At 62.1% G+C, this 22,109-nt stretch carries 19 protein-coding genes; 6 read left to right on the plus strand and 13 right to left on the minus strand.

Features of this window, described 5'->3' with window-relative positions; all coding sequences use genetic code 11:
• Positions 1-44: 44 nt before the first annotated feature.
• Positions 45-1,115, plus strand: a complete 1,071-nt coding sequence (locus tag LNV08_RS00695) for a M48 family metallopeptidase (protein WP_263531734.1) — start codon at positions 45-47, stop codon at positions 1,113-1,115.
• 14 nt (positions 1,116-1,129) lie between these two features.
• Complete coding sequence (locus LNV08_RS00700; protein WP_263531735.1) at positions 1,130-1,723, plus strand: hypothetical protein; 594 nt, start codon at positions 1,130-1,132, stop codon at positions 1,721-1,723.
• A 92-nt stretch (positions 1,724-1,815) separates the two neighbouring features.
• Here the strand turns inward: LNV08_RS00700 and LNV08_RS00705 are convergent, their stop codons facing one another.
• Positions 1,816-3,126, minus strand: a complete 1,311-nt coding sequence (locus tag LNV08_RS00705) for a M16 family metallopeptidase (RefSeq protein WP_263531736.1) — start codon at positions 3,124-3,126, stop codon at positions 1,816-1,818.
• A 482-nt stretch (positions 3,127-3,608) separates the two neighbouring features.
• Here LNV08_RS00705 and LNV08_RS00710 point away from each other — a divergent pair, with 482 nt between their 5' ends.
• Positions 3,609-5,915, plus strand: coding sequence for a hypothetical protein (locus tag LNV08_RS00710; RefSeq protein WP_263531737.1), 2,307 nt, complete (start codon positions 3,609-3,611; stop codon positions 5,913-5,915).
• A 333-nt stretch (positions 5,916-6,248) separates the two neighbouring features.
• On the opposite strand, the gene LNV08_RS00715 is transcribed toward LNV08_RS00710, so the two are convergent.
• Positions 6,249-8,342 (minus strand): M3 family metallopeptidase, encoded by a 2,094-nt coding sequence (locus tag LNV08_RS00715; RefSeq protein WP_263531738.1) that lies wholly within the window; start codon positions 8,340-8,342, stop codon positions 6,249-6,251.
• A 170-nt stretch (positions 8,343-8,512) separates the two neighbouring features.
• Here LNV08_RS00715 and LNV08_RS00720 point away from each other — a divergent pair, with 170 nt between their 5' ends.
• Entirely contained in the window at positions 8,513-8,791 is a 279-nt protein-coding gene (locus LNV08_RS00720) for a DUF3297 family protein (RefSeq protein WP_263531739.1), read from the plus strand.
• 24 nt (positions 8,792-8,815) lie between these two features.
• On the opposite strand, the gene LNV08_RS00725 is transcribed toward LNV08_RS00720, so the two are convergent.
• Positions 8,816-9,832: a DUF2804 domain-containing protein gene (locus LNV08_RS00725; protein WP_263531740.1), complete on the minus strand. Its 1,017-nt coding sequence runs from the start codon at positions 9,830-9,832 to the stop codon at positions 8,816-8,818.
• Complete coding sequence (locus LNV08_RS00730; RefSeq protein WP_263531741.1) at positions 9,829-10,818, minus strand: AraC family transcriptional regulator; 990 nt, start codon at positions 10,816-10,818, stop codon at positions 9,829-9,831. The genes LNV08_RS00725 and LNV08_RS00730 overlap by 4 nt, the downstream gene beginning before the upstream one ends.
• A gap of 139 nt (positions 10,819-10,957) precedes the next feature.
• Here LNV08_RS00730 and LNV08_RS00735 point away from each other — a divergent pair, with 139 nt between their 5' ends.
• Positions 10,958-11,839, plus strand: a complete 882-nt coding sequence (locus LNV08_RS00735) for a sterol desaturase family protein (protein ID WP_263531742.1) — start codon at positions 10,958-10,960, stop codon at positions 11,837-11,839.
• Positions 11,840-11,911: 72 nt separating this feature from the next.
• Here LNV08_RS00735 and LNV08_RS00740 read toward each other — a convergent pair whose 3' ends face one another.
• Together LNV08_RS00740 and LNV08_RS00745 are read right to left on the minus strand one after the other, a co-directional pair.
• Complete coding sequence (locus LNV08_RS00740) at positions 11,912-12,586, minus strand: class I SAM-dependent methyltransferase (RefSeq protein WP_263531743.1); 675 nt, start codon at positions 12,584-12,586, stop codon at positions 11,912-11,914.
• 812 nt (positions 12,587-13,398) lie between these two features.
• Entirely contained in the window at positions 13,399-14,544 is a 1,146-nt protein-coding gene (locus tag LNV08_RS00745; RefSeq protein WP_263531744.1) for an IS481 family transposase, read from the minus strand.
• A gap of 242 nt (positions 14,545-14,786) precedes the next feature.
• Between LNV08_RS00745 and nadB the strand changes: the two genes are divergently transcribed.
• Entirely contained in the window at positions 14,787-16,427 is a 1,641-nt protein-coding gene (gene nadB, locus LNV08_RS00750) for an L-aspartate oxidase (RefSeq protein ID WP_263531745.1), read from the plus strand.
• Here nadB and LNV08_RS00755 read toward each other — a convergent pair.
• From LNV08_RS00755 to LNV08_RS00785, 7 genes are all read right to left on the minus strand, one after another.
• Positions 16,378-16,818, minus strand: coding sequence for a PIN domain-containing protein (locus LNV08_RS00755; protein WP_263531746.1), 441 nt, complete (start codon positions 16,816-16,818; stop codon positions 16,378-16,380). The genes nadB and LNV08_RS00755 overlap by 50 nt on opposite strands.
• On the minus strand, positions 16,815-17,027 hold the full coding sequence (locus LNV08_RS00760) for a CopG family ribbon-helix-helix protein (RefSeq protein ID WP_263531747.1): 213 nt from the start codon (positions 17,025-17,027) through the stop codon (positions 16,815-16,817). Before LNV08_RS00760 ends, LNV08_RS00755 begins: the two co-directional genes overlap by 4 nt.
• Positions 17,028-17,036: 9 nt before the next feature.
• The gene (locus LNV08_RS00765) at positions 17,037-17,663 is read right to left on the minus strand and encodes a hypothetical protein (protein ID WP_263531748.1); all 627 of its coding nucleotides are present in this window, start codon (positions 17,661-17,663) and stop codon (positions 17,037-17,039) included.
• 20 nt (positions 17,664-17,683) lie between these two features.
• Positions 17,684-19,270: a vWA domain-containing protein gene (locus LNV08_RS00770; protein WP_263531749.1), complete on the minus strand. Its 1,587-nt coding sequence runs from the start codon at positions 19,268-19,270 to the stop codon at positions 17,684-17,686.
• The gene (locus LNV08_RS00775) at positions 19,267-20,496 is read right to left on the minus strand and encodes a toxic anion resistance protein (RefSeq protein WP_263531750.1); all 1,230 of its coding nucleotides are present in this window, start codon (positions 20,494-20,496) and stop codon (positions 19,267-19,269) included. Before LNV08_RS00775 ends, LNV08_RS00770 begins: the two co-directional genes overlap by 4 nt.
• Positions 20,497-20,518: 22 nt before the next feature.
• A complete protein-coding gene (locus LNV08_RS00780) occupies positions 20,519-21,643 on the minus strand; it encodes a hypothetical protein (protein ID WP_263531751.1) in 1,125 nt (374 codons plus the stop codon).
• A 158-nt stretch (positions 21,644-21,801) separates the two neighbouring features.
• On the minus strand, positions 21,802-22,092 hold the full coding sequence (locus tag LNV08_RS00785) for a late competence development ComFB family protein (RefSeq protein WP_263531752.1): 291 nt from the start codon (positions 22,090-22,092) through the stop codon (positions 21,802-21,804).
• Between the last annotated feature and the right edge of the window lie 17 nt (positions 22,093-22,109).

The raw sequence follows: 22,109 nt of genomic DNA on the forward strand, positions 1-22,109 counted from the left end.
GGCTTTTGGCGGCCCTTGGCATAGGCTGCGCCCATTGTTCTGCAATGGCTCAGGGCAGCGCTTGGTTGGCGCCCGCTCGTTTTGCCAAGCCTGACGCGGCCAGCGACGAGGGCGGGCTTTGGGCCATGATGGACCGGGAGGAAGCCCGGCTGCGGCGCAGCCCCTTCATGTTGCGCGATGCTCCGCTGCGCGACTACATCCAGGACATTGCCTGCAAGCTTGCTGGCGAGCATTGCGCCGATGTGCGGGTCTATCCCGTTCGCACGCCTTTTTTCAATGCCAGCATGGCGCCCAACGGCATGATGCAAATATGGAGCGGCTTGCTGCTGAGAGTCGACAACGAGGCTCAGCTGGCGGCGGTGATCGGTCATGAGATCGGCCACTATATGCAGCGCCATACCTTGGAGAAGCTGCGTGATGTCAAGGCGCGCAGCGCCTTTGGTATGTTCATGGGCATGTTCGGTGTGGTGGGCCTGGTTGGGCAGTTGGCCATGTTGTCGGGTGCTTTTGGTTTCTCGCGCGACCAGGAGCGCGAGGCCGACGGCATCGGCTTGGATCTGATGCGCAAGGCCGGCTACGACACCCGCGAGGCCGCCAAGGTCTGGGAGAATTTGCGCGCCGAGGCCGCCGCCGCTCACGACCCCTCAAGATCCAGTCCGATGTTCGCTACACACCCGGCGTCTGAGGAGCGCAGCGCGACCCTGGCGCTCCTTGCAGCGGCGGACGGCGGGGGCTTTGTCGGGTTTACAGAGTTGAGTAGCCGGCTGGCTGGTTTGCAGCAGTTGATGCTGGAGGACGAATTGCGGCGCGGCCAACATGGCGAAACCCTGGTCTTGCTGGACCGGCTGATAGCTCGTTCGCCTAAGCGCAGTGATCTTCTGTATTTCCGTGGCGAGACACGGCGACAGCGGGCCGCCGGGGATGACGGTGACCGGGCACTGCAAGATTTCGAGCAGGCCCTGCAACTCGGTCAGGAACCGGCCCAATTGCACCGCGCCTTGGGCTATCTGTACCAAGGTCGCGACAAGCCAGAGCAGGCCCGAGAGGCCTTTGCCCGTTATGTCGAGCTGGCCCCCGAGGCCGCTGACCTCGCGTTGATCAAGAGTTTTCTATGAGGGAGTATTCGGTGATGAAAAACAAGAATCTGGCAGGCCTGTTGGCCGCCGCGACTTTGGTGCTGGTGCTGTCGGGTTGTGCCGCCGTCAGCAAAGTGTCCACGGGTGATGCCTTGGTCGGTGACCGTATGGCGCTCAAGTTAGACACATCCTGGAACCAATTCGAACGCGGTTTGGGTAACGATACCCCGACCTGGACCGTTGAAGGCGTGACCATAGACGCTTTGCAGTTCTATGTGGGTATCAAGGACGGGCAGCCGATTGCCAAGCTGCCTGACGCGGCTAAGAACCAGAAGCCGTTGAATTTCAAGTCCTCCATGCAAGCAGCCGATGTGGTGGCGCTCTATCAGGCGATGTTGACCCGTGATGGCTCAAGCTTCGAGCTTGTCAAGCTAGAGCCGGCCGAGTTCCTGGGCGGTAAGGGCTTTCGCTTCGAGTACGCGCTGAATCGCAAGGTCGATGATGTTCCAATGCGCGGCCTGGCCTATGGGACGGTGCAAAAGGGCGAACTGTTCGTGATCCATTACAGCGCACCGCGCCTGGTGTTCTTCCCTCGCTACCAAGCTCGCGTCGAGACTCTGGCTCGAGGTGCCAAGCTAAAGTCGTGAGAGCGGGAGGGCGGGCCGCCGATCACGGCGCCGGCCCTAGAGATTCGTTTCGTATCAATGACCTTGGCTTGACTTGAAAAGCGCTTGCTCGATCAGGAAAACAGCGCTCTAGCGCATTCCCGAGCGCGCTGCGGCACGCTGCCTGCCAAGGCAATGGCCGGGCTTGAGCGGCCGGGCTGAAGCAGCTGCTCGAACACCGCCTGTACCTGCGCGCCCGTGACCGCTTGCATGTGCGCCATCGCTTCTTGGGGCTCGCGCAGGCGGCCGAAGTTGAACAGCTCTTGCGCGGCGGCTTCCATGCGCCGCGCAGGTTGCTCCAGCGCCCGCAGGCTGCGCACCTGTAACTGCTTGCGTGCACGCGCCAGCGCGACTTTGTTCAGCGGCCCGTCGGCCTGACGCTGCAGCAAATGCTGCATCGCTTTTAAGAACTCCTCGGCCTGGGCCGGTGCCGTCGCGCCCTCGATCAAAAACTGGCCGTAGAGCGGCAGGATGTCGGCTGAGCAGGCGACGTGATAGGCCAGCCCGCGGCGCTCACGGATCTCGTCCAGCAGCGGCGAGCTCATGCCCTCGCCCAGCAGGGCGGCGGCCAGCACATGGGGCAGATGCCGGCGGCTCTTGTACTCGCCCAGGCTGGGCGCTTCAAAGCCCAGCATCAGCTGGCATTGGCCGCTACCGGCCATGCGGCGCGTTTTCATGCCACCTTGCCAGAGCGGTGCGCTCAGCGCATTCGGCTGACCCTCAGGCATGGCGCCGAAGAACTGCTCAACCAGTCGCGTGAACGCCTCCCCATCCACCGGCCCGGCCACGGCCACCACCACATTGCTGGCGGTGTATTGGGCCTGGACGTAGGCCATCAGCTCATCGCGGCTGAAGCGCAGGATATTGGCGCGCGTGCCGATGATGGGTCGCCCAGCTGCATGGCGCTGGCCATAGCAAGCGCGGTCCAGCAACTGGAAGACGACGCTGCTGGGGTCGTCCTCGAACTCGTTGAACTCCTGTTCGATCACGCGCCGCTCTCTTTCCAGCTCATCGGCCGGAAAGTTGCTGTTCAGCACAATGTCGGCCAGCCAGGCCACAAAGGCCGGCAAGTCGGCTGGCAAGCCTTCGATGTGAAAGGCGGTGTGGTCCTTGTCGGTGTGGGCATTGACCTCGGCGCCCATGGCCTCGGCGTCGAGGTTGATGCACTGGCAATCACGGCTCGCCGTGCCCTTGAAGGCCATGTGTTCCACGACATGGCTGATGCCGTTCAGCCGGGCGCTCTCATCGAGGCTGCCGGTGCGTATGAACACGCTCAGGCTCACCGTTTGGCGCCAAGGCATGGGAATCACGACGGTGCGCAGGCCGTTTGGCAGCGTTTCGAACTGGGCGCTGTGGCTGGAGTGGAAGGCGGTCAAATTGTCCAAAATGGTCTGTGGGTGTCGATGTGCATTGGGGGGCTGAACCAAGTTTAAAGATGAGAGGGCGGTCAGCGTTGAGGTTAGCTCTTGCTGCGTGATTCCTAATGTCGATTCCTTGTGCCAGCTTTGAGTATCGCGCGGGTATTGGCGAGCGGTTGGAACGTGTTCGGTGTGGTCGTTGACAGGCAGGCAACAGGAGCGCCGGAAGTTGGACCAGCCCCGTCTTGGCTCCGAAGCTTTGGCGCGCTTGACGAAATGCAAGAAGGGAGACCTAACCCTCAGGCTCCGACTGCCGCCATCGTCGCCTTGACGCTGCTGTTTATGGTGACGGCGCCGGTGTTCTTCGCCTTGTTGACTGCGCTGGTTCAGAGGTACTGAAGTGGATGTGAATAACTTCTTGCTTGCGCGGATATCCGGCGGCTGGATGATCTATAGAATCCGCTGGATCTAAAAATGCCGCCAACACATGGCGCGGGAGGACCAGCGGGATGAAAAAGCTGATTGTTGTTTTTTTCGGAGTCTTGCTTAGTGCCTGCGGGGGGGGCGGCAGTAGTGGCGGGGGCGATGCAAAGACGCCGGAACCCCCGGCGATCCAGACCAATACCCGCATCAGCGGGCAGGTCTTGAGTCCGCAAGTGATAGGCGCTTCGGTACAGGCCTTTGCGGTCGCCAATGACGGTACGCAAACCCCGGTCGGCAAAACAGTAACCGCAAGCGATGGCAGCTTCGAGTTGGAGGTCAATCTGCCCGAGGCTTCGGTCTTCTTGGTGCAGGCCACCGGTGGAACTTACACGAGCGAATCGACCACCGTAAGTCAGCCCCTGGACGCAATCATTCGCGCTGTCGATGTGCGCGCCTCTGCTGCGCACAAGCTGCACATCAGTCCTTATACCGAGGTGGGCGTCAGGTTCCTCAGGCAGCAGGCTGCGCCTGATTGGTCGACCCCCGCAGTCGCAGCGGCCAACGCCAAGATTGCAGCGTGGTTGGGCGTGAGCTCCGTTCTCAACTTTCAGGTGCTGGACTTGAGAAAGCCCTTCACCGGCGTTCCATCGGTGAACACCGATGTGGCCATGTCTCTCTACCTTGGCGTCTTTAATAGTTTTTCCAAGCGCTTGGATGGCGCTACCGCGCCGTCGATGGCCCGTAGTCTGGATGGCTTGGAACGCCTAATGCTGATCGATGAAGAGGATGACCGGCTTTTCCCTGCCTTTTTAGGCGGTATGGCGGATTTCGTCGATTTGATGGCCATTGGGCCGAGTGAGAAACTCAGCACTAAGTCACTCCTGTTTGGCGGCGCGATGCAGCCGCTGGGTGAGTGGGAGATAAAAAAGATAACGCCCAAAGGGGTCAGCAGCGGCTCGGTGACTGCAAAGATGCAGAACGATGTGCTCAAGCTGGTTGATGAGCCCCTGGGGAAAACTCGCTTCAACAAACGCGGCGCCTTGATTGGCTTCACTTCGGGCACCGATGCGACGCAATGGACCACCAGCTTTACGAACAGTGTGGCGGAGGTGTTTGGTGATGGGGAGATCGGCATTGGCCGATGGAATGGCGGCGCGATCGCCAGTGCGACGCTGGTCGGGGATGAGCTCCAGCCTGGGATGTACCAATTGAACCGCGAGGCACTTCAGTATGCCGTGGCGGCCCCGGCCTTAGCGAGTCCCGGATGTGGTGCGCGCGTCCTGAATCTGCTGGCAAGCACCGAAGCCAGTTTGCCCTCCCTGGCCTTTGGCGCGGAGCGCGCTTTTGTCGGCCTGACGGCGGACTCCACGCTGGGCCTCCAGTACCTGGGTAGCACCTATGTTGGGGCAGACATCGGTCTGCGTATGGCGGATCAAACGGTGGCGCGTTTCAGAACTCGCGGCGGGTCCGGTATGCCTTGGCTCTCTGACCAAGCCGTGGGCAAGGCGGAATACATCGTGCTGGAACCTGTGTCCCCGACCGCAACATCGGCTAACCAGTACTTGCAAATGCGTTTGGCTGTCGGCGGTGAGGGCGCGCGTAAGGCTGCGGCCAAGCTCAGGCTGGAGGTTGGTGGTCAGTTGACAGAGATCGCTGCTGCTTTCGGCGATCCCAATGTGCAACCGCAGACCAAGGGTTGCGGCAACTCTGGGACGGTTGGCCCTGGTTTGAGCTCCCGGCCGGTCGATGGGCCTGCCAATGTGTTCATGCATGTCGATGGTTCCCAGTTCCATATGGGCGCTTGGAAAGATGCTCGTTTCGGCGCGTCGGGCGAACTGGCAGCCGTGCTTTCGCCTTATGTCTTCTCAGGCCCTGTTTATGAGCTTGCCGGCACCGCCCAAGCAAGCATTGGGCGCGTCAATGTGACCGAGAACTATCCAGACAATAAAAACAGGACCTGGTCGGTGCCCTATGCAGTGAGCATCCCGGGGGCGAAAGTACCCAATACAGGCACGTTCCGCTACACACTGATCGCGCAAACCGGCGTGATGTTGGGCCGGGGCTCCGGCGACGCTCAAATCCCCCCAGGCATTGTGTCCAGTGCGCAACTGGAGATTGTGTTTGGGCAGAACCCTGTGGGTACCTTCAGCCCTTGGTACGGCACCGCACTATTCCGAGCAGAAGGCTCGGTGGCGGGGCAGTCGTTCTTGCTGGGCGAAGGATCCGATCGGAGGCAGGCACTGAGTGGCCTCTTCTATGGCGAGGGCTTCAATGCGGGCTCTGGCGTGACGGGGGCCATCAGTGGCCCCGACGGTGAGTATGCCGTTGTGAGCTATAGCGCAAACATTGCTACCCTGCCGCTTTACGGCACCTTGTTGTTCAAGCGGCAATAGTGGGGGGTGTACCGGGGGCGGTTCTGAAGTTGGCCGTTCTGTCGTATTGAACCGCCTCCGGGCAAGGCCAACCAGACCTCATTGCGCCGCATGAATCAGGGGTCAAGGGTCAGGTCTTGCACTCAGGCAAATTCCAACTAAGTTTCGACGACAGACATGGGCATGTATCAAATCTGTAGGCGACGCCTGACCCTATGCCTGTGTGCTCGCCCGGCATCGTGCGGGTAGAGCCGAGCTGGCATGAACGGCAGTCTTCCGGATGGATCCTAAGGTCAAATCTTGTATGGCCGCTTCGGGCCCATCGGGGCCGCGTAGCAAAAAGTTCTCAGCCACTCATTTGTTCAAGCTCAGCCCACGCCGCTTCAAATAGGGCTCGAGCTTTGGCTTCGACCCGACCATCGTCTCGAACTCCGCCATGATGTCCTTGCTGCCGCCAATCGAGAAGACATGGCGCTTGAGCTGCTCGCCCACCGGGCGGCTTAAGCCCCCGTTTTTCTCTATCCACTCGACCGTGGTCGCATCCAGCAGCTCGCTCCACAGATAGCTGTAGTAGCCGGCCGAATAGCCGCCGACCATATGGCTGAAGTAGGGCGAGCGGTAGCGCGGTGCGACCAAGGTCTGCCCGGGGCCAAAGCCTTCTTGTTCCAGCACTCGAGCTTCAAACGCCATCACCATTTCGGGCTTGGGGACTTCGGCCAAGCTCAGTTGATGCCAGCGCTGGTCAAGCAGCGTCGCGCCCAGGTATTCGGTGGTCGCGAAGCCCTGGTTGAAAGTGCCCGCGCCCAGCACTTTGTTCAACAAAGCCTCGGGCATGGGCGCGCCGGTCTGATGGTGGCGGGCGTAATGTTTGAACACCGAGGGCCAGGTCTGCCACATCTCGTTGACTTGGGAGGGGAACTCGACATAGTCGCGCGGCGTGCCGGCCAGGCCAGGGTAGCGGATGTCGCTGAGCATGCTGTGCAGGTTGTGGCCGAACTCATGGAACAGGGTTTTGGTCTCGTCCCAGGTCAAAAGCGTGGGCTGACCGGCCGCAGGTTTGGGGATGTTCATGTGGTTGCCGACGACCGGCTTTTCGCCGAATAGCCGGCTCTGTCGCACATAGCCGTTAGCCCAGGCGCCGCCGCGCTTGGTGGGGCGGGCGTAGAAGTCAAACAACAGCAGCGCCTGCGTCTTGCCATTCGGCGCGAAGACCTCCCAGACCTGCACATCCGGGTGGTAGATCGGCAGATCGTGGCGCCGCTTGAAGGTCAAACCGAAGAGCTCGGTGGCGGCATGGAAAACACCGCGCTCCAGCACCGTCTGCAATTCAAGGTAGGGGCGCAGCTGCTCGCCGTCGTAGCCATGTTGGACGGCACGCAGACGCTCGCTGTAGAAATCCCAGTCCCAGGCCTGCAAGGCGAAACGCGGCTTGCCGGCGGCGTCTTGTTCCTGGTCGGCCAGCTGTTGCAGCGCGGCCTGTTCCTTGCGTGCCGAGGCCACTGCCGCAGGTGCGAGTTGGCGCAGCAGCGCATTGACCGTCTTGACCTCCTTGGCGGTCTGCTCCTGCAATTCAAAGTCGGCATAGGTGGCAAAACCCAGCAGCGCGGCGCGCTCGGCGCGCAGGGCGGCAAAGCGGCTGACCAGGGCTGTAGTGTCGTTCGCATCGCCCTGGCTGCCGCGTGCAATCGAGGCCTTGTAGAGCTGCTCGCGCAGGGGGCGGTGCTGCAAACGGTGCAACAGGGGCTGGCCGGTGGTGTTTTGCAGCGCTATTCGAAAGCGTCCGTCGGCTTGCTTCAGCGCGTCGATTTCGGCATCGCTTAGACCTGTCAGCGCAGCGCGGTCGGTGATGAACAAGGCCGCGTCGTTGACGCCAGCCTGCACCTTGCGGTTGAACTCGGCGCCCATCTGCGCGAGTTCGCTGTTGATCTCGCGCAGGCGTTGCTGCTTGTCGGGAGGCAATTCGGCGCCGGCGCGGCGCAGATTGCGGTGCATGCGCTCCAGCAGGCGTTGCTGCTCGGCGTCGAGTTTGGGTTTGGCCTTGAGTAGCGAGTCAATGCGGGCGAACAGGCGTGGGTCCATCGCAATGCGGTCGCGGTGCGCGGCCATTTCGGGCGCAAAGCGTTGCTGCAAGGCTTGGCGGCTAGGGTTGTTGTCGGTGCCGCTGAGGCTGCCCAGCATGTTTTGCGTGCGGCCAAGCAGGCGCCCAGCGCGCTCCATCGCTTCTACCGTGTTCTCGAATGTCGGCGCCGCCGGATTGCGCAGGATGGTGTCGACTTCACGCCAGTGCAGCGCCATGCCGGCCTGCAGAGCTGGCGCGAAATCGGCGTCTTGGAGCTGGTCGAAATGGGGGTAGCCGAGCGGCAGGGTCGAGGGCTGTAGCAGCGGGTTGTCACGTGCGCCGGCTGCGAAGCTGGCGGCGAGCAAGAGGGGCAGTAGCAGTTTGCGCATGGGGCCGTTGAGTTGGGAGTTGGATCAAGTGCGAACGAGTATCGCAGCGGCTCACAGCCCGTGCTGCCGGGGATTACGCTGCATGCTGCCCGCGACCTAGCGATTTATCCGCGAGAATCGGGACTGTCCGCCATTCACGGCGCCTTTGAAAACAGCAGTCGAAAAAGATCATGAACGAAGAAGCCAAGCCAGAAACCATCGCAGCCCCAGCCGCTGAGAAGCCCGCCATCCCTGACCGGCTGTCGGTGGACGAGCGCAGCCCGCATTTCAACGCGGCCGTGTTCCAGCATGAAATCGGCATTCGTCTGAACGGCAAAGAGCGTTCCGACGTTGAGGAGTATTCGATCAGCGAAGGTTGGGTGATGGTTCGCGCCGCCAAGACGCGCGACCGCAAGGGCAACCCGCTGATGATGAAGATCAAGGGCAAGGTCGAAGCGTTTTACAAGTAAGCAGCTGACCGGGCGTCGCCACGATCACCAGCGTGATTGGTGATCCTCGGTCACGCCGAGCAAGCCTTTGACGGCGAAAGGCAGGGCGTCTTTCGAGGTCTTGACCTGGCCACTGAACGTGCCGACCGGCTGGATGTAATGGCTGGCGGCGATGAATAGATTGCGGTCTTCCTGGCGCGCGCCCTCCGGGCTAAAGCTCAAGTCGAGCAGACCGTCATCGGTGCTGACGCGCCAAGGCGCCATGGGCTGCTTGGGCTCAAACTCAAAACGCGCCGCGCCCAAGGGGATCAATTCCCCCTGCAGCCAGAGCGCGTTCTCGTTGGCGCCGAAATAGCCGTTCTGCAAATTGAAGCCAACTTCCGGGCTGTGCGCGCAGGCCCAGCGCCAATCGGTGTTGCGGGCCAAGAGCCCGTTGGAGGCATCCACGCTGGCGATCGCATCTTCAAGGGAGAAAGAAGCTTGGCCGCCGACCTTCAACTGACCTTTGACCTTCAGCGCCGGGCTCTTTTGGGTCGCATGGGCCACGCCGCCGTTTTCTATCCGGCCTATGGCCAAGAGCATGGGCGCGGCGTCAGTCAAGCGCAACTCGGCTTGCAAGTCGATGCCAGCGGTCTGCACCTTCAGACTCAGTGTGTCCTCAGGCTGATGGCGCAGGCTCAGGCGCGCGCCCGGGCCGCGAAACCAACTATCGCATCCGCTCAGCGGCTGATCCGACACGCGGCATTGCAGGCCCGGCATGCCGTCTTGGCGCCAATTGGCTAATAGGCTCTTGCTGCGGCGCTCGAACACATAGGCGAATGCGGTGCAGGTCCAACCCAGGTCGACGATGGCCACGCCGATGAACAACTCACCATTGCCCAGCCCCACATAGTGCCAGCGCTTGTGATGCAGGCGCTGCCACAAGGCCGAGCGCCGATGAGGCTCGCTCAAGGCGCGCCAGTCAATCGTCGCGATGCGTCCGGCATAACGGCCGATTGCCGGTGCGCCGTCTATCACCACCTCGGGCGGTGGCGCCGGCAAGCGGCTGCGGGCTTCAGTCATAGGGGGTCTCTCAAATGCTGTTTGCGCCAATTCGCTGGGGCCATGCCGGTCCATTGACCGAAGGCGCGCGTGAAGGCACTTTGCTCGGAAAAACCCAAGAGCAGCGCGATCTCGCTGAGCTCCAGATCGGGGCTGCGCAAATAGGCTTCGGCGAGTTGCCGGCGCGTGCCGTCCAGCAGCGCTTGGAAGCTCAGGCCTTGCTCGGCCAGGCGCCGCTGCAGGCTGCGCGTGCTGAGGTGGTGGGCCCGCGCCAGCGCGTCCAGCGAGGTGTGGCCTTCGCGTATCAAGGCCACCAAGCTGAGCCGGAAGGCCGCAACGGGTGCCGCCACCTGGCTGACCGCTTGCAACAAGGCTTCAGCTTGGGCGTCCAGCAGCGCCAAGAGGGCAGGGTCAGACTTGCGCAGCGGCAGTGAGAGGTCTCGCGTCGCCAGCAGCAGCCTTGTCGAAGGCTGTTCAAAATAGACCGGGCAGCCGAAGAAGCTCAAGTAAGGCGAGGTATCGAGCGGCCTTGGGTTGACGAAGTCGACTTGCAGAGGCGCCAGCCGCCGACCGGTGAAGTCACGCGTCAGCTGTACCAGCGAGGCCAGCGCGGTCTCGTCAACCAAGGCGCCCGGGCGCCCGCGTGCCGTGCCCCACTCAATGCAAAGGCCTTGTTCGCTAAGCTCGACCTGTGCCGGGTTGACGTCATAGACCGAGTTGTGAAAGCGCTCCAGGCGCTGCAGCGCCGCGAACAAGTTCGGACAGGCCAGCGCCGCGAAGCCCACCACCCCGAAATGCCGCGCGCTGATGCCGGCGGCCAGGCGCAGGCTCAACGCAGGGCGGGGGTCCAACGCTTGGGCCCGATCCAGTGCGGTGCGCCATGTGGCCAGCGCCACAAAATGGCCGCTGGGCAAGGGGCCGAGCAGCTTGTGGGGGTCAAGCCCCAGCCCGCGCAAATACTCGTAGAGCAGATGCACATAGGAGGCGGCAAGGCGGGCTTCGGTCATGGGGCATGATGATGCCGCAGCGCAGCACTCATCACAGCCGTGGTTTACCCCGCGCCAACTTGGCGCGTATGGTCAAGGCAAAACGCACATAAGCTTGCAAGATCGGCAGCTCGGTTTGAACCAAAAGGCCTGTGAAGACATGGAACCCTTGCTCGATTTTTTTCGCCAGCATCTCGACCCGCGCGACCTGACCCTGCTGCTCTTGTCGCCGCTGTTCATGCTGAGCATCGCGCTGGAGGCCTGGCGCTTTCGCAAGACGCCCGGCGTTTACACCTGGCGCGATACCTTCATGAGCATGAACAGCGGCGGCAGCTATTTGTTCGTCGATCTATTGCTGGTGATTGTCTTGGTGATCCCGGCGATGCAGTGGGTCTATCAGTTCCGGCTATGGACGATAGAGATCACGCCCTGGACCTTTTTTGCGCTCTTTCTGGGCGTTGAAGTGTTGTATTACGGCTTTCACCGCGCCAGCCACCGCATCCGCTGGTTCTGGTGCGCCCATGTCGTGCATCACGGCTCCGAGCATATGAACTTCACCACCGCTCTGCGCCAGAGCTGGTTCTATGCGATTGCCGGCAATTGGTTGTTCTACACGCCCATGGTCTGGCTGGGCTTCGAGCCGCATTGGGTCTTGTTTGCGTTGTCTCTGAACCTGGGCTATCAGTTCTTTGTGCACACGCAGTGGGTGGGTAAGCTGCCGGCCTGGTTCGAGTGGCTGTTCAACACGCCCTCGCATCACCGCGCTCACCATGGCCGCAACCCCGTTTATATAGACCGTAACTTCGGCGGCACCTTGATCATTTTTGACCGTCTGTTCGGCAGCTTTGTGCCGGAGCAGGAGGCGGTTGACTACGGCCTGGAGCATCCGGTGCCGACCAATAATCTGGTCTGGCTGAATGTGCATGAGTGGGCGGCGATGTTGAAGGACATGCGGCGCGAGTTGCGCGAGAAGGGCTCGTGGTGGCTGGCTTTCAAGCATTTGTGGGCGCCGCCGGAGTGGGAGCGGGGGGATGTGGGGTAGTGGTGAGGCTGCAGGCCCTTAGCGCCCCGGATCTTCACGGTAGATTTGGCACCTGACCTCGAATTCGAACTCTTATTCGTGCCCCGTCTGCACTTCATCCTCCCCTCGGGTCGCAATTACCACCAAGTCTTGCGTTTGCACTGTCGCATTCGCCGGGCTTGAGATCAGAGCACTGAAGCTTACCTGGAAGCCGGCAGCCGTGATGTGGGCCAGGATGTCGTCGGCGCTGCGGTAGGCTGTATACAGGCTGTGCCCGTTGACCTCGATGGAGCCAGACTGCGCGGGGTCGCCGGTGAGGCTTGTGAGGTAGAGAGAGGCCGAGGGCCGCAGGTGGGTGTACAAGGCCTTGAGGCATTGGTCGGCGTCCCCATCGTTGAGATAGCTCAGGCCGAAGGAAAAAACCGCTGCGTCGAAGCGTCGACCCTGGCGGTTCAGTAGGGCCAGGTCGCGGCAGTCGCCCACTTCAAAGACCGCATCCTGTATTTTTCGGCGCGCGATCTCTATCATCTCGGGGGCCAGGTCCAGGCCATGGATGCGCAGGCTTGGACGGCGCGCTAGCAAATAAGCGCTGACGTTGCCCGGGCCGCAGGCGAGGTCCAGGAGGGCGGTCTGTTCGAGTCTCAGTCCGTTGAGGAAGCGGTCTAGATGAGCGTGGTAGCCCGGAAGGTCAAAGTATTTTTCGGCGTAGCGCTGCGCGAAGCTGCCGAAGGCTTGGGCGGTAGATGAGGACAGGTCGCTGTGATCCATGGTGCTCAGGAGGCAAGAGATTGACTTGGAGTGTGGCTTAGCTGAGTCTTCTCAAACTTTGCTGGACTGGGCTTCACTTTCTCACAGTCAACTGCGTTGTCAGACCAGCGAATGCAACTGTGCTTTTCTCTTTGATGCTGCGCCACCTTGGCCAGACGCTCTCGATCGGTGTCAGCAAGACCTGATCAGAGGCATGTTTGCTCTACCCGCACGATGCCGGGAGTTCGCCCCGGCGGGCGACCCTCTTTCTTGTGCGCACAAGAAAGAGGGCAAAGAAAGCGCCCCTGCCGCATGGCCCTGCGGGTTCGCTCGGATGCTCAAATTTACCGGGCCGCGCCCAACTCGCTGCGCGCCCTAACGGCCGCTACGCTCAGACAGGGGGCGCGAAGTCAGTTCTTGAAGTCGCTGCGCGACGCCCGGCAAATTCTGCGCTCCTCGCCCATGCAGAAGGGGAACTCAGAAGAAGACGGCTCGCTGCGCTTCGCCTTGGTGGGGCGCGCTGTGCGCAGCACCTCTATTGAGGCGATGCACAGCGAGCCGAGACTCTTAGCCCCGTATGACTGGGTGAGGAGCGCAGCAATTCAGGGCAGGCGCGCAGCGCCCTCAATGACTGACTTCGCGCCCCCTGTTTGAACGTAGCGGCCGTAGGGCGCGCAGTGAGTTGGGCGCGGCCCTGAATTGCGAGCACCGCAACGGACCCCGCAGGGGCCAGTCGTCCGGGTCGCCTTCTCTTGCCTACTTCTCTTGGCGAAGTGTATGGACCGGAGACATACGAAACAGGTGTGCCGGGACATAGTAAACACATTGCCACCTTACCTGAGGAGATCAGCGCGGGCCAAATCGACGCGAGTGACACGGTGGTGGCAGAACATGATGTCGAAGCACTGATCGTCATGTGGGTCTGCTCTGAAGGCGACCGGCAGGCGATGCAGCGCGCTGGATATTTGCAGCTTTCGGCCCTTGAAATGGATGACCCCGTTCCAGCCGACTTTGAGCACTTCATCTTCATCACGATAGGTTATCGGCGCGAGCGTGCTCGAATAGCTCCGAGGACTGGGTAAGTACCGCGTTGCAGGCGTTTTCAGCGCCAGGGCTTGATGGGGCCGTTCAAGGTTGTAGATACGACGCCAACGATCGAATGCGTCCTGAGCGCAAGCCATATCCGCAAAACTGTGCCCGTCGAGCACTTCGGCTTTCAGGGCCCGGTGAAAGCGCTCAATCTTGCCGTTAGTTTGTGGGTGATAAGGTGCGCTGTAGGTGACGCGAATCCCAAGCCGAATGAGCCAGATAGCCAAGGAGCTCAACGAGCCCTGAGGCTGCTTTGGGACTCCCCAAGGGCTCCCGTTGTCGGTGTTGATGCGCAGCGGCAAGCCATAGCGCCCGAATACTTGCTCCATATGGCCTTGCACGGTGCTCCCATCGGTCTTTCCGCAGGCCGCGATGGCCAGGTTGTATCGCGAGTGATCGTCCAGGATCGTCAGCGGATTGCAGCGTCCTCGGCCTGTCTCGAAATAGCCCTTGAAGTCCATCTGCCAAAGCGCATTCGGCTCATCGTGCTCGAACCGGTGCCATGGCGTGGCCGCATCGCTCGCCTCGGGCGTGATCAGGCCATGGCGATGCAGGATGCGGGTGACCGTGCTTGGCGTGGGTGGCTCAATCCCCGCGTTGCCGAGCGCGGCGCTGAGCTTGCGCCCGCCCCAACAAGGATGAGCATGGCGCAATGCGACCACAGCCTGCTCCAGTTGCGGCGTGCAGTGCGTGGGGCTGAGTAGCGGTCGTCGGCTGCGGGGCTGTAGCGCCGCCGCGCCGCCTGCGACAAAGCGATTGATCAGCTCATAGCCCGTCTTTAGACTGATACCAAAGCGCCGACACAACTCACGCCGATTGGCCCCTTCCTTGAGCGCCAAGGTCACAAATTCCAACTTGGTTTGCATCAGATCTTTCGGTTGCCACGGCATAGGAATTCCCTCGTCGAATAGACGAAGAAGTGTTTCCTATGTCCCGGCACAACCGTTTCCGATGTCTCCGGTCCATACAGCGAAGCAAGAGAAGTAGGTCGGCCGCCGGGACGAACCCCCGGCATCGTGCTGGGACAGCGGTCTATCCGAAGCCCATATTTGATCGGCCTGCCAAGCCTGTCTTTAGAATCCCTCCTCCTGCCCCTGCATGGCGCCTTCAACAAGGCGCCGGAAGCCCACGAATGAATGCTGCTGCTGCCAAGTCGAAAACGCCCGCTCCGCCGGTGTCACCTGTTGTGATCGTGGGAGCCGGCTTAGCCGGTTTGACAGTGGCGCTGCATCTGGCCGACACGGTGCCGGTGGTCGTGCTGGCCAAGCGCGAGTTGACCGAAGGCGCCACGGCTTGGGCGCAGGGCGGCATCGTCGGCGTGCTGGGCAATGACGACAGCATCGAGTCCCATGTGCGTGATACCCAAGATGCCGGAGCTGGTCTTGTGGATGTCGATACCGCCCGCTTCATCGCCGAGCGCAGCGCCGCGGCGGTCGAATGGTTGGTCAACCAAGGCGTGCCCTTCACGCCCGATGACGACGGCCCCCTGGGCTTGCACCTGACACGCGAAGGCGGCCATGCGGTGCGTCGCATCGCCCATGCAGCAGACGCCACCGGCAAGGCCATTCACGACCAGTTGCTGGCTGCCGCCAAGGCGCACCCGAATATCACGCTGCGCCAGCGCTGGATGGCGCTGGATCTGATCACTTCGCGCCATGTGCAGCGCGAAGAAGAGCCGCGTTGCTATGGCATCTACGCGTTGGACATTGACACCCAGCGCGTCGAAGCCCTGCCGGCGCGTGCGGTGGTGCTGGCCACCGGCGGCGCCGGCAAGGTTTACCGTTACACCACCAACCCGGATACCTCCACCGGCGACGGCATTGCGATGGCCTGGCGGGCCGGCTGCCGGGTCGCGAATATGGAGTTCATCCAGTTCCACCCGACTTGCCTGTATCACCCGCAGGAGCGCAGCTTTTTGATCACCGAGGCGCTGCGCGGCGAAGGCGGCTATTTGAAGCTGCCCGAGCATGTGGGCGGTGGCCGCTTTATGGCCGCGCATGATGCGCGGATGGAGCTGGCGCCGCGCGACATCGTGGCCCGCGCGATCGACTTCGAGATGAAGAAACACGGCGTCGACCATGTGTGGCTGGACGCCACCCATCTGGGCGAGGCTTTTTTGAAAGAGCATTTCCCGACGGTCTATGCGCGCTGCATGAGTCTAGGCATAGACATCGCCAAGCAGCCGATTCCGGTCGTGCCGGCCGTGCATTTCACCTGCGGCGGCGTGGTCACCGATCTGGCTGGGCGTAGCGATATGCCGGGCGTCTATGCGGTGGGCGAGACCGCCTACACGGGCCTGCATGGCGCCAATCGCCTGGCCAGCAACTCGCTATTGGAATGCGTGGTTTTGGGCCAGACCTGTGCCGAGCACATCTTGGGTCTGCCCGAGACCGAGCCGGCACCCTTGCCGGGATGGGATGAAAGCCAGGTCGAAGACGCCGATGAGCAGGTCGTCATCGCGCATAACTGGGACGAGCTACGGCTCTTGATGTGGAACTATGTCGGCATCGTGCGCACCACCAAGCGGCTGGAACGGGCGCTGCACCGCATCGCCTTGCTGCGCGGCGAGATCGATGATTACTACGCCAATTTCCGCGTCAGCCGTGACCTGCTGGAGCTGCGCAATCTGGTCGATTGCGCCGAGTTGATCGTGCGCTCGGCCTTGTTGCGGCATGAGAGCCGCGGCCTGCATTATAGCCGCGACTATCCGCTGACGCTGCCGGTCAGTTTCCCGACCGTGCTGATGGCCGAGCGGGGGCTGCGCAAGCTCTAGATGCAGAGGCTGGAACGACAGAAGCAGGAGCGGCATAGGGCACCGTGACATTGCGGCCCGACTGCATGCCAGCAATCGCTTCGGTGGTGACAAACATCAGCTGATTGATGCTCGCGGTGGCCCAGGTCAGCGCGCGCTCTTGGCCCAGCCCCGCGTGTTCTTGTGCCAGCTTGAGCGCTTCGTCGGCGATGGCTTCGCTGATCGACAAGCGCTCGAAGGAGCGCAAAAAACCTCTGGTCGCTTCCTGCAAATCCGGCGGGCAGCAGCTCATCACTTCCAGCCAAGTGACCACGCTGATGGAGCGGTGCTTGCAGATGTCCAGCGCCGCCGCCGCGCGCGGCTCGCCCCTCAAATAATCAATCAGCAAAGCGGTGTCGATCAAGGCGTTCATGGGCCTGTCCCCTTGGCTTTCTTGCCTCGACTTTCGGTTTGCGCCTGCTTCCACAGGCCAAAGCCATCGGTGCTGACCTCGGCATTGCCGGCGATGAAATCGCGCAGCGCGCGCCGCACCGCCTCGGCACGCGAAATGCCGAGCAATTTGCACAGGCGGTCAACGTCTTGCATCTGTGCCGTCGGGATGTCGATGATGGTGCGCGGCATGGTGTGAACTCAGGCTTGCAAAAAATCGGGGCGGTTGAAACGGGCGTGCAGGAACTCGCCATTGGCCAACAAGGCCTTGGCATCGCTGCCCGACACATTGACGACCACTTCTTTCATCTTGGCGTCGAGCAGGGCCAGTTGATCGCCCAGCAGCTGTCTGGCGGTCTTGCCTTCGCTCAATACATGGGTCGCGCGAAAGGCCGGCGGCAGCGCGACGTAGTTGGCCAGCGTCTCGGGCAAATAGCTCAGCACCGTTTCGCGCACGGTAAATAAATCGTTAGCGGCGCTGCCGCTCTCGAGCAGGCGCGGCAACACTTCGGCCACGGAGCTGCGGATCGAGTCCAGGCTGGCGCGCATCTCATCGGCCAGATGCGGACGGGCACCTGCCACCAAATCATCCAGCCGAGCCAGCGTTTGCTCCACCGTCAAGCTCTGCTCGATATGGCGCTCCAGCGCCGGAGGACGCCGCCCCAGCAGCCAGCCGCCGACATAGAGCCCGGTAGTGATCAAGAGCCAGCCGCTGTCTATCACGCCGGCAAACAAGAGCGCCGGTCCCAGCAGCGCCAGCGCGCAGCCGGCAATATTCGCACTGCTGTAAAGGAATAGCAGCGCGCGCATCTTCAAGGTTCTATCCACAAGGGCTCCGCTTCAGGACGTCACTGATAGCCACGAATTTCGCGGAAAACCTGGGCTAGTCTCGCCTTGCGCGCATCGAACTCGCGCCCGCCGGTGGCCGCCGCCAGCGCCTGCATCTGCTTGACGTTGGCCTCGCCGAACAGAATCGGGAAGACCCGCGCCGGCGCGGCAGCGGCGTAGCGCGCTTTGAAATCCTCAAAGCTGATGCCGGCATTGTTCTCGCCATCGGTCAACAAGACGATGCTGACCAGGCGATCGGGGTCGCGCTGCTTTTCTTCGCGGGCCACGGCCTGCGCCGCGTCCAGCGCAGAAAAAATCGCCGTGCCGCCGCGTGGCGACAGCGCTTCGGCGCGGCTGCGGATGCTGGCGCGTGCGGCCTCCAGATCGCCATCTTCAAAGCGCACCCAGAGCGGCGCCTCGACCCGGTCGTCAAAGGCGATCAAGACCACCCGTTCGCGCGCCTGAAAGGCGGCGTAGCGCGCCGAGGCGGTGCTTGCGTCTGCGCCGGCCAAGACCTTGAGCGCCTCGCGCATGGCCACAATGCGCTCGCCGCTCATAGAGCCGCTGATGTCCAGCACAAAGATCGAAGTGGCCGGGCGGCGCCATGCGGACTGGTAGTTGGCCAGCACCGCATCGATCACCTCCAGGCGATTCGGAAACGACAGCTCGGCGACCGCCGCCGTCGGCAAGGCCGCAGCGGCCTTCACCTCGGGGTTGGCCGGCCGCAGGAAGGCCGCCGATAGCGCATCGCGCTGGAAGGGCACGCCCTTGAGTGCGGCCACCAGGCTGTTGTACGGCTCGCGCTTGTCGGCGTTCAACAGCATCAGCGGGTAGTCGGCCGAGATCATGCCGTCGCGCGGGTAGATCAGGCCGAGCTGGTCGGCCGCGCCCAAGCGTTCGTTGGCACGCAGGATCACGGCCTCGTAGTTGATCATCGCGTCGATGTCTTGTGGCGCTTTGACAAAGGCCTCGGCCAACCACCCCGAGCTGCCGGCCGTCAACTTCTGCCCGGACAAAAAGGCCTTGATCACGTCCGCTTTGACGTCCTCGACGCCCAGGTCCTCGCTCTTGCCGGCGGAGGCGGAGGCGACCGCAAACAGCGCGCTCATGCCGGTGTTGGAGCTGCTGGCATTGGTCATCGCGTAGCGCAGCTTGCCCGTGCCGGCGGCGGCGGCGATCTCGTTCCAGCCGGGCGGCTTGCTGTCCCAGCCCAATGTTTTCAGTTTGGCGGGCTTGACGCCCAGCGCAATGCGCGAATAGAAAAGCTTTTCGCGCGCCAGCGGCTTGCTGTTCAGAGCCAGTGCGGGGTAGGCGCCGTTGGCCGGCAGAATGGCATCGAACTGCTCACCGGCATTGACGCGCTCGACGATCTCCAGCGTGCCCGCATAGCTGAGTTTGATCTCGACGCCGGCGGCCGCAGCAGCCGCGACGATAGGTGCTTCCAGATCCTTCAGCTCGGAGCCCGCCAGGATGCTGAATACCGGGCGGGCGGCTTGTGCAGCTTTGGCGGCTTCGGCCTCCTTGTCGGCATCGCGCTTGCCACAACCCTGCAGGGCCAGCAGTACCGCCGCGCTTGCCAACAGCCAAGTTGCCGGCCAGCGCCTCACAGCTTGACCTCGCCGGGCGCTTGCAGCGCGGCGGCCGAGGCTTGGCTGCGCGCGCGCTCCAGATAAGTCCTGCTCTTGGCGACTTCGTCGCTCAGCGTGTTGACCGTTGTCTGCATCGCGTCCAGCGCCTTGGTCTTGAAGTCGCCGATGGCGTCCATGGTCTGGTAAATATTGGCAAAGGCTTGTTGCAGCTTGGCGATCTCAATCGTGCTGGACGCCGCTTGCTGATAGATGGCAGCACTTTGATCGCGCAGCATCTCGCTGGTGGATGCGATCAGGTTGCCGGTGGTGGTGTTGAGCGCGCTGATCTGATCCAACACCAGCTTTTGGTTGTTCAGCGCCTGCGCGACGATGACGGCGGTGCGCAGCGCCGAGACCGTGGTGGTGGTAGCCCGGTCGACGCCCTTCATCAACTCCAGATTGTTCTTGCGGATCAGGTCCAGGGCCAGATAACCCTGCACATTGACGGCCATCTGGGTCAGCAGATCGGTCACTTTCTGGCGCGTGTAGAACAGCATTTCCTCGCGCACGACGCGAGCCTTCTCGGGGTCGCTGGCGTCCAGTAGACGGGCCTTGTTGTCGAGTTCCACGTCGAGCTTCTTGCCGACGTGCAGATACTTCTCCAGCCGCTCCATCAAGCCCCAAAGATTGACCTTCTCCTGCTCAATCGAGACGTTATCGCGCAGCAGCTCATCCTTGCCGCGCTTGAGCGACTCGATGATTGCGTTCAGATGGCCTTGCGCGGACTGATACCGGTCAAAGTAGTCGACCAGCTTGCTGCCCAGCGGGATAAAGCCCAGCAGCTTGCGGGCACTGAACAGATCCCCTTGGCGCGACGGGTCCAGCGACTCGACCGTGCGGCGCAGGTCGATCAGCGACTGGCCAATCTGCGCGCCCTGGTCGAAGCCGCCGTTCTTCAGCGAGCCTACCGGCCGCTCAAGCATGCGGTTAGACACCGAGGCCGAAGCCTCGATGTCCTTGACACCCATTGAATGGATGCGCTCCAGCGCCTCCTTGAACTTGGGGTCTTGGCTGTCATGCGCGCTGATGTCGTCAATGAACTGCGCCACTTGCTTGTCCAGCAGCGTGACGTCGTCGGCCTTCAGCCGCACTTTGCCGCTGGCCGACTCGATAGGCATGGGCAAGACGGCGGCCGGCGCTTCGAGCGTGAAGGCGTTGGGCGGTGAGAGTTCGGTAGTGCTGGTCTGGGGCGCGGAATTGCTCATGGGAACACCTCTACAAAATGAATCACTTGAACTTGCTCTCAACGCCTTGAATCATGCGTTCGAGCCATTCGTAACTGGGCGGGTCGATCACGTCGACCAAGACTTCGGGCGCCTTGATGCCGCGCTTGGCCCAAGTTTCCGGGCCCTTCACGTCACCGCCAGTGCGGAAACCATATTCATGCGCCAGTTCGCGCAGCTTGGGGTCGGTCTCCAAGGCTTCACCCAAACGCACCCCGCCCGGCGTGTAAGGCACCAAGACATGTTTGGAAAACACCGTCGGCTTCGGATACAGCAGCACCATCTCGCTTTTCAAGCGCTCGGGGTTCTTGAGCCAGAACTCGACCATCTGCGACTCATAGGCCACCAGCAGCGGTGCCTTGCCCATGCCCAGGGCCAGATAGTCTTCAAACGGCCCGGCCGAACTTTGCTCCTGAAAGCCCTGGCGCAGGAACAGCGGCGCCAGCACCGGCATCACCTTGTCGACCTCAGCGGCGCTCTGCACGATCTGCTGCTCATTGGCCAGATAACTGGCCAGCGCCAGGTACATGGCGGCCGAGTTGGAGGTGCGTACATCGGTCGAATTGATCAGCACCGCCTTGCCGGTGGCGAAGGCTTCGCTCTTGCGCAGATCGCGCCAGCGCGCGCCCTTGTCGATCAAGGCGATCAAGGCCGGCAGATCGACCACATAGTAAAAATCCCCTTGCTTGGCCGCGATGCCATTGGCCACCAAGATCTCCGCAATCGGCCGCCAGCTGGCGAACACGATGGGCGTGTAGAAGGGGTTGTAGACGCTGGCCGCCTTGGCCGCGGCCTTGAGTTGTTGCGCGGCGGGCGCGCCGGAGGGGAAGCCGAAGTCGTACTGCTTGGGGTCGAAGCGGCCGGCAATCTCGCGCGAGCCGGCCTTCTCCACCACGACGCTGATGCCATGTGCGGCAAGCGCTTGTTTCACGCGTTGGTCGGCAAAGAAGGCTTCTTTTTCAGAGCCGATCAGGCCGCGCAGCGCGACCTGCTGCGCCTGCTTGGCTTGCGCCGAAGCCTCAATAGCCTGCTGTGCGCCCAAGCGGGTATTGGAGTACCAGATACCGCCGCCTACGGCCGCAAACAAGACAGCGGCCAGGGTCGGGGCAACAAGTTTACGAAGGTCCAAGGGGCTGACTCCCATCAACGCTGATATCGGATTGAAACGATATCGTCATGTGATGACGTCAGCAAGCGACGAATGATGAATTTTTTGTGACAGCGCTTTGCTTCAAGCCCTCGCTCGTCAGGTGCTCAGAGGCGGCCTTGGCCACCTTTCAGTGGGCTTTATCCCTTGGCGCGCAGTGCCAATCGGGCTTGCACGAAGTTGAAGGCATAGCCGACCGACTCTTCGATGGCCGTGTCGATCTCGCGCCGCTCATGCTCGGTCAGGTAGAACAGAAAGTCCACCGCGTGGCGGATATAGCGCGGAGGCAGGCGGTTCAAGGCGACGCAGGCCACGTCGCAGAGCAAGTCGCTGTCGGCGGCAATGGCCGGGAACTGCGGCGCCAGGGCCATCACGGCACTCAGCACCTCGCGTTCGTGGTGGTTGTAGATCGAGCTGAAGTCTTGGTTCATGTGGCTAAGCCTCCGTC

The organism is Paucibacter sp. TC2R-5 (assembly GCF_025717605.1).
GTDB lineage: Bacteria > Pseudomonadota > Gammaproteobacteria > Burkholderiales > Burkholderiaceae_C > Paucibacter_A > Paucibacter_A albus.